Raw genomic sequence first — 13301 nt, forward strand, 5'->3', positions numbered from 1 at the left:
CACTTGCCGCCCTGCATTTGCATCAACCGATTCTGACCCCATATACGGTTTTCACTGACAACGCATGTCGGTTGTCCTGCCCCAGAGAGGATGTGCCTCATGGTCTTGCGCTCGGAAATTCTTGTGAATAAAAACGCTCTCCCCACCGCTCAGCAGGCACTGCCAGGGCGCGAAACACCCATGGCCCTGCCAGAAACCCATTTCGTCAATGGTACGCCGCTGCTGGGGCCGTTCTTTAATGACGTCGAGTTCGCCATCTTTGGCCTGGGTTGCTTCTGGGGGGCGGAACGTCGCTTCTGGCAGAAAGAAGGTGTGGTCAGCACCGTCGTGGGCTACGCGGGCGGCTTCACGCCAAACCCGACGTACGAAGAAGTCTGCTCGGGGCTGACGGGCCATGCCGAGGTGGTCCTCGTGGTGTACGAACCTGCGAAGGTCAGCTACGAATCACTGCTGGCGATGTTCTGGGAATTGCATAACCCGACACAGGGCATGCGGCAGGGCAACGACATCGGCACCCAATACCGCTCGGTGATCTACGCGACAACGCCGGAACAACTGCAGGCGGCCAAGGCGAGCGCCGAGGTATACCAGACCGAACTGGCGAAGGCCGGTCTCGGGGAGATCACCACCGAAATCGACCAAGCGCCCACCGTGTACTTCGCCGAGGCGTATCACCAGCAATACCTGGCGAAGAATCCCCAGGGCTACTGCGGTATTGGCGGCACCGGCGTCTGCATGCCGCCGAGCATGGCGGGGAACTGAGTTACCCCACAGAGGGATCGGCCGCGTTGGACCCGCTGGCATCCCTGGTATCGGCAAAGGCTGCCTTGGCCGGGGGAGGCAGACATCGCCGATCCTCCGGCAGATGAACGAATTGTGGGAGCGAGCTTGCTCGCGAATGGGCCATTACATCCGCTAAATAGTCAGCGGTTGAGATGCCGCCTTCGTGAGCAAGCTCACTCCCACATGAACGGTGTCCGCTGCATCACTTCCTGGCCTCTTCCCGGCTAAAGCTGAACCCACTGACACTACGCGTGCTGTCAGTGGGACCGGCTTTAGCCGTCACGCCGCAGAAACCAAGAGCGGTTACTCCGCAATCAGCCAATCCATCTTCCAGTCACCTTGGGTCTGGCCGAGTTTCTTCGCCAGCCACGGCATCAATTCGCGCAACTCCTCTTCCAACCCCCATGGCGGATTGGCGATCGCCAGGCCCGAGCCGTTGAGGCTGTTGGGCGTGTCCAGCGGATGCACGAACAACTCGACCCGCAGCAGCTTCGGCGCGCCGGTTTCGGCCAGGTCCTGATAGAAACGCTTGAGCGCACGCTGGTCCTTGATCGGGTACCAGATGGCCGCAACGGTCTGGCGCATCCGCGCAATGGTTTCCTTGAGGGCGACGGAGCAGCGCTTCATTTCGTCCAGTTGCTCGAACGGCGGATCGATCAGCATCACTGCGCGCTTCTCGTGAACCGGCAGCAAGGCCCGGGGCACGTGCCAGCCTTCGCCCAGGTGCACGGCGACGCGGCGGTCGTATTTCATGTTGTCTTTTAGCAGCGCGCCGTCTTCAGGGTGCTTTTCGTTGAGCAGCACGCGGTCCTGTTCGCGGGTCAAGCGGCGGGCCAGTTCGGGAGAGCCCGGGTAGTAACGCAGTTCGCCGGTCTTGCGGTTCATGTGACGGATCGCGTCCACGTAACCGGCCGCCATTTCAGGCACGTCTTCGGCATCCCACAGACGGCCAATGCCTTCGATCCATTCGCCGGTGCGCGTGGCCTGATCGCCCTGCAAGTCATACAGGCCGATGCCCGCGTGAGTGTCGAGGTAAGCGAGTGGCTGCTCTTTGCGCGACATGAGCGCGATCAAGCGAGTCAGAACGATGTGTTTGAAAACGTCGGCGTGGTTGCCGGCGTGGAAGGCGTGACGGTAATTCATGGCGGCTCCTGGAAGGCCGCGGAGTTTATCAAACCATCCGACGTTGCGCAGACCGCTCATGCCCTGCCGCTCAAGGGAGCTCAAACGGCAGGCAAAAAAATCCCCGGTTAAGCCGTTACAAAACCGGGGTGAGGCATCTGCGCGGGCCAGAGGGTGACCAAACCGTAGCTCGCGCAATGTAAGTGGGGCGATTATGCCAAATGAACTAAACGGTTAAATAGCCGAAAACGACACGCTGATGCGTATGCCAGACATCTGCGACGCGAGCGCTTGCCGAGCTCACGCGCGCACCACCAGAATCAGGCCAATCTCAAGAACGGAGCGCACGTCATGATGCACGCAGACCTCATCGACCAGGACGACCTGATCAGCCAACTCAGGGCGATCGGTCTTGAAGTACCCTCCGGCCTCAGCGCGGAACAGGCGTGCGCCCAGGCGGTGCGCGGTCTCAATGACGATCGCGCTCGGGCATTGCGGCAATTGGTCGAGAAACTGCTGAGCGGCAGCGCAACGATTTTGCCAGCCGTGCGCCAAGCGATTGATCAGCAGCTGTTGCCGGCGCTGGCCACTTACAAACAGGGCCAGGCGCAGGCTTGAGATAACCTTACGCGGTGATCAGGAAAGGCACGTTGCCCTACAACCGCACGCTCGCAAACGTCGATTCATTACGCGCCTGACTCAGCGCCGACAGCGGCCCGGACAACGGCGCCAGAACGATCGACTGCGGGATCGGCAACATACCCACCTGCTGCGCGGTGTTGGAGCCTACGCGTTCGTCCCGTGGCGGGATGCCGAAGTATTCGCGGTAGCACTTGGAGAAGTGCGGCGTGGACACGAACCCGCAGACCGACGCCACTTCGATGATCGACATCGGCGTTTGCTTGAGCAGCTGGCGGGCGCGGATCAGGCGCAGCTTGAGGTAGTAGCGCGACGGCGAGCAGTGCAGGTACTTCTGGAACAGCCTTTCCAGCTGACGCCGGGACACGGCGACGTACACCGCGAGTTCATCCAGATCGATCGGCTCCTCCAGATTGGCTTCCATCAGCGCCACGATTTCCTGCAGCTTCGGCTGATTGGTGCCCAGCATGTGCTTGAGCGGCACACGCTGGTGATCCTGTTCGTTGCGGATGCGTTCGTAGACGAACATCTCCGAGATGGCAGCAGACAGTTCGCGGCCGTGATCGCGGCTGATCAGGTGCAGCATCATGTCCAGCGGTGCGGTGCCGCCCGAGCTGGTGAAGCGGTTGCGGTCGAGGGTGAACAGGCGCGTGCTCATGGCAACGCGGGGGAAAGCTTCCTGCATCGCGGCCAGGCATTCCCAATGCACGCTGCAATCGAACCCGTCCAGCAAGCCCGCGCAGGCCAGCGCCCAACTGCCGGTGCACACTGCGCCCAGACGACGGGACTGACGCGCCTGGCTCTGCAGCCAGCTGACGTGTTCGCGGCTGACGGTGCGCTGAATGCCGACGCCACCGCAGACGATCACGGTGTCGAGCACCGGCGCCTTGTGCATGGCGGCATCGGGGGTGATCTGCAGACCATCGCTGGCCCAGACCTGGCCGCCATCCGCCGTCAGCGTGGTCCAGCGATACAGCTCGCGGCCTGATAACTGATTCGCCATACGCAGTGGCTCGACCGCTGACGCGAGGGAGATCAATGTGAAGTTGTCCAGCAGCAGGAAGCCGATGGATTGGGGCGTACGGTTCTGGGGTTGAGCCCCGGAGTTGAACGAAGTCATCACAATTTCTCCTCACGCGTAAAACGGTTGATGGCCCCGGCAGGAGGCTCTTGTTGTATCGCCCTCATCTGTGGAGAGCTTTGTCATTGCAACGCAAATGCCATGCCTAAAGTTGAATGAGCATTCAACAACCCCTGATTGCGACGTCGCGAAGCGTCTATTCGGCAGCGACATGACGATTCAAATCGCGACCCCGAGGGGCGCTGAGCCGCGGGCGCGGCGGGCGGGATGAGCAATTCCGTAGCACTTGTGTGAACCATCGAATCGGCAGGCGGTCCGGGAGTGTCACCCGACGCACGGGGTGCTCGGCGGGTAGCGATGGGTTACGGATTCAGATGGCATCGCGCCAGTTCAGGTGCGAGCACGCGCCAAAACGTAGCGGGCACAGTGCGGCGTGAGCGAAAAGCGAGCAGCCATCCACGGATGCAACTGCTTCTATCCCGGCAGCGGGCGCTATTGACTCAACATTCGACGGCGCTGACCGCCAGCCCGCCGCGGGACGTCTCTTTGTATTTGTCGTGCATATCGGCGCCGGTGTCGCGCATGGTGCGAATGACCCGGTCCAGCGAAATAAAGTGCTGGCCGTCGCCACGCAGGGCCATTTGCGCAGCGTTGATGGCTTTCACCGCAGCGATGGCGTTGCGCTCGATGCACGGCACCTGAACCAGTCCGCCCACCGGATCACAGGTCAGGCCGAGGTTGTGTTCCAGGCCGATTTCCGCCGCGTTGCACAGCTGCTCCGGGGTGGCACCCAGGATGTCCGCCAGGCCGGCGGCCGCCATGGCGCACGCGGAACCGACCTCGCCCTGACAGCCGACTTCGGCGCCGGAGATCGATGCGTTTTTTTTGCACAGAATGCCGATGGCCGCGGCGCCCAAGAGGTAATCGACCACGTTGGCTTCGCTCACTTCGTCGCTGAATTTGACGAAGTAATGCAGCACCGCCGGAATGATCCCCGCCGCGCCGTTGGTGGGCGCCGTGACCATGCGCCCTCCGGCGGCGTTTTCTTCGTTGACGGCCAGCGCGAACAGGTTGACCCACTCCATCGCGCTCAGCGTCGAGCCAATCACGTTCGGCTTGTTCAGCTCCAGAAGGCTGCGGTGCAGACGCGCCGCACGACGACGCACGTTCAGGCCGCCCGGCAAAATACCCTCGTGCTTCAACCCCAGCTCGACACACGCCTGCATGGCCCGCCACAAGTGCATGAGCCCGGCGCGGATTTCGTCTTCGCTGCGCCAGACCTTCTCGTTCTCCATCATCAGTTGCGACACCCGCAGGCCGTGGGTTTCGCAGAGCATCAGCAGCTCGTCCGCACTGGAGAAATCATAGGGCAGCACGGTTTCGTCGCGATCCAGCACGCCGCTCGCCGCCTGGGCCTCATCGACGACAAAACCGCCGCCCACTGAGTAATAGGTGTCGCGATGAAACTCACCGTGCTCATTGAAGGCAACCAGCGTCATGGCGTTGGGATGGAACGGCAGGTTTTCGTCGATGAGCAGCATGTCGCGCTGCCAGACGAAAGAAATCGGGTGATCGCCGTTGAGCGTCAAGGTGTCGGTCTCACGCAGTTCGGCGATGCGCTGGCCGATCAGCGACGGATCGATCGCGTCGGGCCATTCGCCCATCAGGCCCATGATCACCGCGCTGTCGCTGCCATGGCCGACGCCGGTCGCCGACAGCGAGCCATACAGCCGCACTTCAACGCGGTTCACCTGCTCCAGCTGATCGCGTTCGCGCAGGCCCTGAACGAACAATGCGGCAGCGCGCATGGGGCCGACGGTGTGGGAACTGGAAGGGCCGATACCGATCTTGAACAGGTCGAACACGCTGATTGCCATTGACCGCAAACCTCCGAAAACAGGGCTCCCGGCGCGCCGCGCGGCCGGCGATGGAGCTGCTACGCTCACGTAGCGATCCATCGAGATGGCGGCATCATCAGCCTTTTGTTTTGCAGGGCGGCGTCTCACACCGACTCACCCATGCCCACCAACGTCGCGTCTGCTTTAACCGGTACATGAACACGATCGGCTGCCGATTCCGGCACTTTTTGCCGTATCGTCACTCTGCTTTTGTCCCGGGAATCATTCGGCGAGCAGGGAAAAAACCTGTAAGCGACGTCACTGATACTGGATACGACGCCCTGTGTACTGGATACGACGCCCCCTGTAGGCGTTTGTTTTTCCCTGTTACATGATCGTTGTCGACTCAATCGCCAGACGCAGTGATGGAGCTGTTTTCCCAACTTGACTCGCCGACACCAGAAAACGCATCAGCTGCGGTTGATGCCGAGAAGAAAACACCAAAGGAGTCCAACATGAAAGGTTCACAAAGGCTGTTGCTGGGCGTTGCGCTGAGTCTTCCGATCCTGGCCCAGGCCGCAGAGCCTGCCGCTTGCCAGATGGTCAATTTTTCCGATGTGGGCTGGACCGACATCACGGCGACCACCGCCGTCACCAGCGTCGTGCTGCAGTCGTTGGGCTACAAAACCAAAACCACGATGATTTCCGTGCCCGTGACCTACAAGTCGCTGGCCGATGGCAAGAACATGGATATCTTCCTCGGCAACTGGATGCCGACCATGGAAAACGACATCAAGGCCTACCGCGACGCCGGCACCGTCGAGACTGTCCGCGCCAACCTCGAGAACGCCAAGTACACCCTCGCTGTTCCTCAAGCGCTGTACGACAAGGGGCTTCACGACTTTGCCGACATCGTCAAATTCAAGAAAGAACTCGACGGCAAAATCTACGGCATCGAGCCGGGCAACGACGGCAACCGCCTGATCCAGAGCATGATCGACAAGAACGCCTTCGGCCTGAAAGACGCAGGCTTCAAGGTCGTCGAGTCGAGCGAAGCGGGCATGCTGTCCCAGGTCGACCGCGCCTCGCGGCGCAACACCGACGTGGTGTTCCTCGGCTGGGAACCGCACCCGATGAACACCCGCTTCAAAATCAAATACCTCACCGGCGGCGATGACTTCTTCGGCCCCGACTTCGGCAAAGCCACCGTCTACACCAACGTGCGCAAGGGCTACACCACCGAGTGCAGCAACGTTGGTCAACTGTTGAAGAACCTGTCTTTCACGCTGCCGATGGAAAGCGCGCTGATGGGCAACATCCTCGACGACAAGATGAAGCCTGAAGCGGCCGCCAAGGCGTGGCTGAAAACCAACCCTCAAGTACTCGACACCTGGCTGGCGGGTGTCACCACCGTGGACGGAAAACCTGGCCTGGAAGCCGCAAAAGCCGAGCTGACGAAGTAACTCGACAGGCAGGCGGGTACGCCCGCCTGTTGTCCTCTTTTCATCCCGCACGCGGACAACCGACATCATGCTGACTGATCATAAAATCCCTCTGGGCGAGTACATCGCCGGCTTCGTCGAATGGCTGACGCAGCACGGCGCCAGCACCTTCGACGCCATCGCTTCGTCACTGGAAACCATGATTCACGGCCTGACCGGCGGGCTGACCTGGTTCAACCCCTTCGTGCTGATCGGCCTGGTTGCCCTGCTCGCCCACTTCATTCAGCGCAAATGGGGCCTGACCGTATTTGTGATTATTTCCTTTCTGCTGATCCTCAACCTGGGGTATTGGCAGGAAACCATGGAGACCCTGGCCCAGGTGCTGTTCGCCACGGCGGTCTGCGTAGTAATCGGTGTGCCGCTGGGCATCATTGCCGCGCACAAGCCGATGTTCTACACCTGCATGCGCCCCGTCCTCGACCTGATGCAGACGGTGCCTACGTTCGTTTACCTGATCCCGACCCTGACCCTGTTCGGCCTCGGGGTAGTACCGGGCCTGATTTCGACGGTTGTGTTTGCGATCGCCGCGCCGATCCGCCTGACCTACCTGGGCATCTGTGATGTCCCGCAAGAACTCCTCGACGCTGGCAAAGCCTTCGGCTGCTCGCGCCGTCAACTGCTCTCCCGTATCGAACTGCCCCACGCCATGCCGAGCATCGCGGCCGGCATCACCCAGTGCATCATGCTGTCGCTGTCGATGGTGGTAATCGCCGCGCTGGTGGGTGCGGATGGCTTGGGCAAACCTGTGGTCAACGCACTGAACACTGCTGATATCGCACTGGGCTTCGAAGCGGGCCTGGCGATCGTATTGCTGGCGATCATGCTCGACCGGATCTGCAAACAACCGGACGCCAAAGTGAGGGCCGACGCATGAGCATCATCAAATTCGATCAGGTTGACGTCGTCTTCTCCAAAGACCCGCGTGAGGCACTCAAGCTATTGGACCAGGGCCTTACGCGGGCTGAAATCCTCAAGAAAACCGGCCAGATCGTCGGCGTCGAAAAGGCCACGCTGGAGATCAACAAAGGCGAGATCTGCGTGCTGATGGGCCTGTCCGGCTCGGGCAAATCCAGCTTGCTGCGGTGCATCAACGGCTTGAACACGGTCAGCCGCGGCTCGCTGTTCGTCGAGCACGAAGGCAAGCAGATCAACATCGCCGCCTGCACCCCCGCCGAGCTGAAGATGATGCGCACCAAACGCATCGCGATGGTGTTCCAGAAGTTCGCCCTGATGCCGTGGCTGACGGTGCGCGAGAACATCAGTTTCGGTCTGGAAATGCAGGGCCGCCCCGAGAAAGAGCGGCGCGCGCTGGTGGACGAAAAACTGGAGCTGGTCGGCCTGACCCAATGGCGCAACAAGAAGCCGGACGAGCTGTCGGGCGGCATGCAACAGCGTGTCGGCCTGGCCCGGGCACTGGCGATGGACGCCGATATTCTGCTGATGGACGAGCCGTTTTCGGCACTCGATCCGCTGATCCGTCAGGGCCTGCAGGATGAACTGCTGGCGCTGCAGAAAAAGCTGAACAAGACCATCGTCTTCGTGAGCCACGACCTGGACGAAGCGCTCAAGCTCGGCACCCGCATCGCGATCATGAAGGACGGCCGGATCATTCAGTACAGCGTGCCGGAAGAGATCGTGCTCAACCCCGCCGACGAATACGTGCGCACGTTTGTCGCCCACACTAACCCGCTCAACGTGCTGTGCGGTCGCAGCCTGATGCGCCCGATCACCCAGTGCACGCGCATCAACGGTTCTCAGGTCTGCCTGGACCCGAGCGACGACACATGGATTGATCTGTCCGACGGCAACGCCATCACCGGCGCCCACCAGCATGGCGCGGCCCTTGATCTGCAAAGCTGGGAGCCAGGTCAGTCGGTGGATGCACTCGGCCGCAAACCGACCGTCGTCCACTCCGACATCGGTATGCGTGACGCCCTGCAGATCCGCTATCACACCGGCAACAAACTGGTGCTGCAGGAAAACAACCAGCTGGTCGGCATCCTCGGCGACAGCGAGCTGTACCACGCGTTGCTGGGCAAGAATCACGGCTGAGAGGCAGCTGCAAGCTTCAAGTTTCAAGCTGCAAGAAGAAGGCCGCCACGGCTCGACTCTTGTAGCTTGGAGCTTAAGGCTTGCAGCTGCTTTTCCGCGCCCCTCACTTTTTGTTGATTGAACGTTCAATTAAAAAGCTTTACAGTGGACGCCGTTTCCAGCCACCCACGATCACCCGGCACATCAAGGAGCCCCACAGATGCCCAAGGTCGGTATGCAACCCATTCGGCGTCAACAGTTGATCCAGGCCACTCTCACGGCGGTCGATCAGGTCGGCATGGGCGACGCCAGCATTGCGCTGATCGCCAAACTGGCGGGGGTCTCCAACGGCATCATCAGTCACTACTTTCAGGACAAGAACGGCCTGATCGCAGCGACGATGCGCCACTTGATGAATGCGCTGATCGCCAGCGTCGCCGAGCGGCGCCGGGCATTGAACGACGACAGCCCGCGGGCTCACCTGAAAGTCATCATCGAGGGCAACTTCGATTCCAGTCAGGTCAACGGTCCGGCGATGAAAACCTGGCTCGCCTTTTGGGCAACCAGCATGCATTCGCCCTCGCTGCACAGACTGCAGCGAATCAACGACCACCGTCTTTATTCCAACCTCTGCTGCCAGTTCCGTCGCGCATTGCCGTTGGATGAAGCACGCAGCGCAGCCCGAGGACTGGCGGCCTTGATCGACGGCCTATGGCTGCGCGGCGCGCTTTCGGGCGACGCCTTCGACACCGAACAAGCGCAACGGATTGCCTACGAGTACATGGACTTTCAACTGGCAAAAGCGCCGAGCTGAAGCAGCCGGCACCACGACCAAGGCAGCGCACGGCGCACTCGGTCGTCACCCACCCAGATTACTGCGAGGATTTTATGGCCCGTTTCGAATTGCAAAAACTCTACATTGACGGCGGCTACGTGGACGCCAGCAGTAACGCGACCTTCGACGCCATCAACCCGGCCAATGGCGAAGTCCTGGCCCAGGTCCAGCGCGCAACCAAAGAAGACGTTGAACGCGCGGTCGTCAGCGCCGAAAAAGGCCAGAAAATCTGGGCCGCCATGACCGCCATGGAGCGTTCGCGCATCCTGCGTCGTGCCGTCGACATCCTGCGTGAACGCAACGATGAGCTGGCCGAACTGGAAACCCTGGACACCGGCAAAGCGATCTCCGAAACCAAATACGTCGACATCGTTACCGGCGCCGACGTGCTGGAATACTACGCCGGCCTGGTGCCCGCCATCGAAGGCGAGCAGATTCCGCTGCGTGACACCTCGTTTGTCTACACCCGCCGCGAGCCGCTGGGCGTCACCGCCGGCATCGGCGCGTGGAACTACCCGATCCAGATCGCCCTGTGGAAGTCCGCCCCTGCCCTGGCCGCCGGCAACGCAATGATCTTCAAGCCAAGCGAAGTCACCTCGCTGACCACGCTGAAGCTGGCCGAAATCTACACCGAAGCCGGCGTGCCGGACGGCGTGTTCAACGTGCTGACGGGCGCCGGCAGTGACGTCGGCAGCTGGCTGACCGAGCACCCGCGCATCGAGAAGATCTCGTTCACCGGCGGCGTACAAACTGGCAAGAAAGTCATGGCCAGCGCGTCGAGCTCGTCGCTCAAGGAAGTGACCATGGAGCTGGGCGGCAAATCCCCGCTGATCATTTTCGACGACGCCGACTTGGATCGTGCGGCTGACATCGCGATGATGGCCAACTTCTACAGCTCCGGTCAGGTCTGCACCAACGGCACTCGCGTGTTCGTGCCGAGCGCACTGAAGGCAGCGTTCGAAGCGAAAATCCTTGAGCGCGTCAAACGCATCCGCGTCGGCAACCCGCAAGACGACAACACCAACTTCGGCCCGCTTGTGAGCTTCGCGCACATGGAAAACGTGCTCGGCTACATCAACAAGGGCAAGGAAGAAGGCGCCCGTCTGCTGATCGGCGGCGATCGTCTGACCGAGGGCGAGCTGGCCAATGGCGCGTTCGTTGCCCCGACCGTGTTCACCGACTGCACCGATGAGATGACCATCGTCAAAGAGGAAATCTTCGGCCCGGTCATGAGCATCCTCAGCTACGACAGCGAAGAAGAAGTGATCCGCCGCGCCAACGACACCGAGATGGGTCTGGCCGCCGGTATCGTGACCAAGGACCTGAACCGCGCACACCGCGTGATCCATCAACTGGAAGCCGGTATCTGCTGGATCAACGCCTGGGGCGAGTCCGACGCGAAGATGCCGGTCGGTGGCTATAAGCAGTCGGGCGTGGGCCGCGAGAACGGCATCAGCTCGCTGGCGCAGTACACCCGCATCAAGTCTGTGCAGGTCGAGCTGGGCGATTACGCGTCGGTGTTCTGATCCTGTAAAGCCGCACCGGCAACACGCATTTCACTGTAGGAGCGAGCTTGCTCGCGATTGCTGAGTGTCAGCCGCCAGCAACATTGGGGCTATGACCTCATCGCGAGCAAGCTCACTCCTACAGGACTTGCGCACCTCCGACTACTTTCAAGAGGGAGCATTTCAAATGTCCCAGGAATTCGATTACATCATCATCGGCGCCGGCTCGGCCGGTAACACCCTGGCAGCCCGTCTCACCGAAGACGCAGGCGTCACCGTGCTGTTGCTTGAAGCCGGCGGCCCGGACTATCGCGCCGACTTCCGCACGCAGATGCCAGCCGCCCTCGCGTTCCCGCTGCAAGGCCGTCGCTACAACTGGGCCTACGAGACCGAGCCAGAGCCGCACATGAACAACCGCCGCATGGAATGCGGTCGCGGCAAGGGCCTGGGTGGCTCGTCGCTGATCAACGGCATGTGCTACATCCGCGGCAACGCCATGGACTACGACGGCTGGGCGAAAAACCCGGGCCTGGAAGACTGGTCCTACCTCGATTGCCTGCCGTACTTCCGCAAGGCAGAAACCCGCGATATCGGCCCGAACGACTACCACGGCGGCGAAGGCCCGGTCAGCGTCACCACGCCCAAGGCCGGCAACAATCCGCTGTTCGCCGCGATGGTTGAAGCAGGTGTGCAAGCCGGTTATCCGCGCACCGACGACCTCAACGGTTATCAGCAGGAAGGTTTCGGCCCGATGGACCGTACCGTCACGCCGTTCGGCCGTCGCGCCAGCACCGCCCGTGGCTATCTGGACGAAGCGAAGAAGCGCTCGACCCTGACCATCGTCACTCACGCGCTGACAGACCGGATTCTGTTCGACAACAAGCGCGCCGTCGGCGTGGCCTACCTGGTTGGCGACAGCGACACCCGCATCGAAGCGCGCGCTCGCAAGGAAGTCCTGCTGTGTGGCGGCGCCATTGCTTCGCCGCAGATCCTGCAGCGTTCCGGCGTCGGCCCCGCCGCGCTGCTGAAGAAGCTCGACATTCCGGTCGTTCATGATCTGCCGGGCGTTGGCGAGAACCTGCAAGACCACCTCGAGATGTATTTGCAGTACGCCTGCAAAGAGCCGGTCTCGCTGTACCCGTCGCTACTGTGGTGGAACCAGCCGGCCATCGGCGCCGAGTGGATGTTCCTCGGTAAAGGGATCGGCGCCAGCAACCAGTTCGAAGCGGGCGGTTTCATTCGTTCGCGCGAGGAATTCGAGTGGCCGAACATTCAGTACCACTTCCTGCCGGTCGCGATTAACTACAACGGCAGCAAGGGCGTGCAGGAGCACGGTTTCCAGGCGCACGTGGGTTCGATGCGTTCGCCAAGCCGTGGCCGTGTGCAGTTGAAATCGAAGAATCCGCGCGAGTACCCGAGCATTCTTTTCAACTACATGGCCTCCGAGCAGGACTGGCAGGAATTCCGCGACGGCATTCGCCTGACCCGCGAGATCATGCAGCAGCCGGCGCTGGACCAATACCGTGGCCGCGAAATCAGCCCGGGCATCGACGTGCAGAGCGACGAGCAACTGGACACCTTCATCCGCGAACATGCCGAGACGGCGTATCACCCGTCCTGCTCGTGCAAGATGGGCACCGATGAAATGGCGGTCGTTGACGGTCAGGGTCGTGTGCACGGGATGGAAGGGCTGCGTGTGGTAGATGCGTCGATCATGCCGCTGATCACCACCGGCAACCTCAACGCGCCGACGATCATGATGGCCGAGAAAATCGCCGACAAGATCCGCGGCCGTGCTCCACTGCCGCGTAGCACCGCCGATTACTACGTCGCAGGCGATGCGCCCGTGCGTGGCAAGCCGATGCGCGAAGTGGGTCCGTTGGCGCAGTAACCACCGCCAGCGCTCTTTGAGATCCTTCGGGATGCTGTGCAATCGTGCAGCACACCCGGATGTGGGAGCAAGCT

At 61.4% G+C, this 13301-nt stretch carries 11 protein-coding genes; 8 read left to right on the forward strand and 3 right to left on the reverse strand.

From position 1 onward, the window contains the following. The first annotated feature begins 99 nt into the window (after positions 1-99). Positions 100-762, forward strand: coding sequence for a peptide-methionine (S)-S-oxide reductase MsrA (msrA, locus tag ACYASU_RS20995; RefSeq protein ID WP_463583923.1), 663 nt, complete (start codon positions 100-102; stop codon positions 760-762). A gap of 324 nt (positions 763-1086) precedes the next feature. Here the strand turns inward: msrA and ACYASU_RS21000 are convergent, their stop codons facing one another. Further along, positions 1087-1926 (reverse strand): 23S rRNA (adenine(2030)-N(6))-methyltransferase RlmJ, encoded by an 840-nt coding sequence (locus ACYASU_RS21000; protein ID WP_463583924.1) that lies wholly within the window; start codon positions 1924-1926, stop codon positions 1087-1089. Positions 1927-2256: 330 nt separating this feature from the next. Here ACYASU_RS21000 and ACYASU_RS21005 point away from each other — a divergent pair, with 330 nt between their 5' ends. Then, entirely contained in the window at positions 2257-2523 is a 267-nt protein-coding gene (locus tag ACYASU_RS21005; RefSeq protein ID WP_192171150.1) for a hypothetical protein, read from the forward strand. A 37-nt stretch (positions 2524-2560) separates the two neighbouring features. Here the strand turns inward: ACYASU_RS21005 and gbdR are convergent, their stop codons facing one another. Both gbdR and ACYASU_RS21015 read right to left on the reverse strand, forming a co-directional pair. Beyond that, on the reverse strand, positions 2561-3664 hold the full coding sequence (gene gbdR / locus ACYASU_RS21010; protein ID WP_463583925.1) for a choline metabolism transcriptional regulator GbdR: 1104 nt from the start codon (positions 3662-3664) through the stop codon (positions 2561-2563). Between the two features lie 461 nt (positions 3665-4125). Then, the gene (locus ACYASU_RS21015; RefSeq protein ID WP_346629367.1) at positions 4126-5502 is read right to left on the reverse strand and encodes an L-serine ammonia-lyase; all 1377 of its coding nucleotides are present in this window, start codon (positions 5500-5502) and stop codon (positions 4126-4128) included. Between the two features lie 476 nt (positions 5503-5978). Between ACYASU_RS21015 and ACYASU_RS21020 the strand changes: the two genes are divergently transcribed. The 6 genes from ACYASU_RS21020 to betA all read left to right on the forward strand — a co-directional run bounded on the left by ACYASU_RS21020 (position 5979) and on the right by betA (position 13227). Then, positions 5979-6926 carry a choline ABC transporter substrate-binding protein gene (locus ACYASU_RS21020; protein ID WP_346629368.1) on the forward strand — a complete coding sequence of 316 codons (948 nt, stop codon included), beginning with the start codon at positions 5979-5981 and terminating at the stop codon, positions 6924-6926. A gap of 64 nt (positions 6927-6990) precedes the next feature. After that, complete coding sequence (gene choW / locus ACYASU_RS21025) at positions 6991-7839, forward strand: choline ABC transporter permease subunit (RefSeq protein WP_192171475.1); 849 nt, start codon at positions 6991-6993, stop codon at positions 7837-7839. After that, positions 7836-9017, forward strand: a complete 1182-nt coding sequence (choV, locus tag ACYASU_RS21030) for a choline ABC transporter ATP-binding protein (RefSeq protein WP_282371702.1) — start codon at positions 7836-7838, stop codon at positions 9015-9017. The genes choW and choV overlap by 4 nt, the downstream gene beginning before the upstream one ends. Before the next feature lie 199 nt (positions 9018-9216). After that, positions 9217-9810, forward strand: coding sequence for a transcriptional regulator BetI (betI, locus tag ACYASU_RS21035; protein WP_122533875.1), 594 nt, complete (start codon positions 9217-9219; stop codon positions 9808-9810). 74 nt (positions 9811-9884) lie between these two features. Continuing rightward, positions 9885-11357: a betaine-aldehyde dehydrogenase gene (betB, locus tag ACYASU_RS21040; protein WP_463583926.1), complete on the forward strand. Its 1473-nt coding sequence runs from the start codon at positions 9885-9887 to the stop codon at positions 11355-11357. 166 nt (positions 11358-11523) lie between these two features. Next, positions 11524-13227 carry a choline dehydrogenase gene (betA, locus tag ACYASU_RS21045; RefSeq protein WP_463583927.1) on the forward strand — a complete coding sequence of 568 codons (1704 nt, stop codon included), beginning with the start codon at positions 11524-11526 and terminating at the stop codon, positions 13225-13227. The last annotated feature ends 74 nt before the right edge of the window (positions 13228-13301 follow it).

Source organism: Pseudomonas sp. HP_12, assembly GCF_055283955.1.

Excerpts from the sequence above, each read along its gene's own strand:
- msrA (WP_463583923.1), top strand. The coding sequence starts at position 100 with ATGGTCTTGCGCTCGGAAATTCTTGTGAATAAAAACGCTCTCCCCACC.
- ACYASU_RS21000 (WP_463583924.1), bottom strand. The coding sequence starts at position 1,926 with ATGAATTACCGTCACGCCTTCCACGCCGGCAACCACGCCGACGTTTTC.
- ACYASU_RS21005 (WP_192171150.1), top strand. The coding sequence starts at position 2,257 with ATGATGCACGCAGACCTCATCGACCAGGACGACCTGATCAGCCAACTC.
- gbdR (WP_463583925.1), bottom strand. The coding sequence starts at position 3,664 with ATGACTTCGTTCAACTCCGGGGCTCAACCCCAGAACCGTACGCCCCAA.
- ACYASU_RS21015 (WP_346629367.1), bottom strand. The coding sequence starts at position 5,502 with ATGGCAATCAGCGTGTTCGACCTGTTCAAGATCGGTATCGGCCCTTCC.
- ACYASU_RS21020 (WP_346629368.1), top strand. The coding sequence starts at position 5,979 with ATGAAAGGTTCACAAAGGCTGTTGCTGGGCGTTGCGCTGAGTCTTCCG.
- choV (WP_282371702.1), top strand. The coding sequence starts at position 7,836 with ATGAGCATCATCAAATTCGATCAGGTTGACGTCGTCTTCTCCAAAGAC.
- betI (WP_122533875.1), top strand. The coding sequence starts at position 9,217 with ATGCCCAAGGTCGGTATGCAACCCATTCGGCGTCAACAGTTGATCCAG.
- betB (WP_463583926.1), top strand. The coding sequence starts at position 9,885 with ATGGCCCGTTTCGAATTGCAAAAACTCTACATTGACGGCGGCTACGTG.
- betA (WP_463583927.1), top strand. The coding sequence starts at position 11,524 with ATGTCCCAGGAATTCGATTACATCATCATCGGCGCCGGCTCGGCCGGT.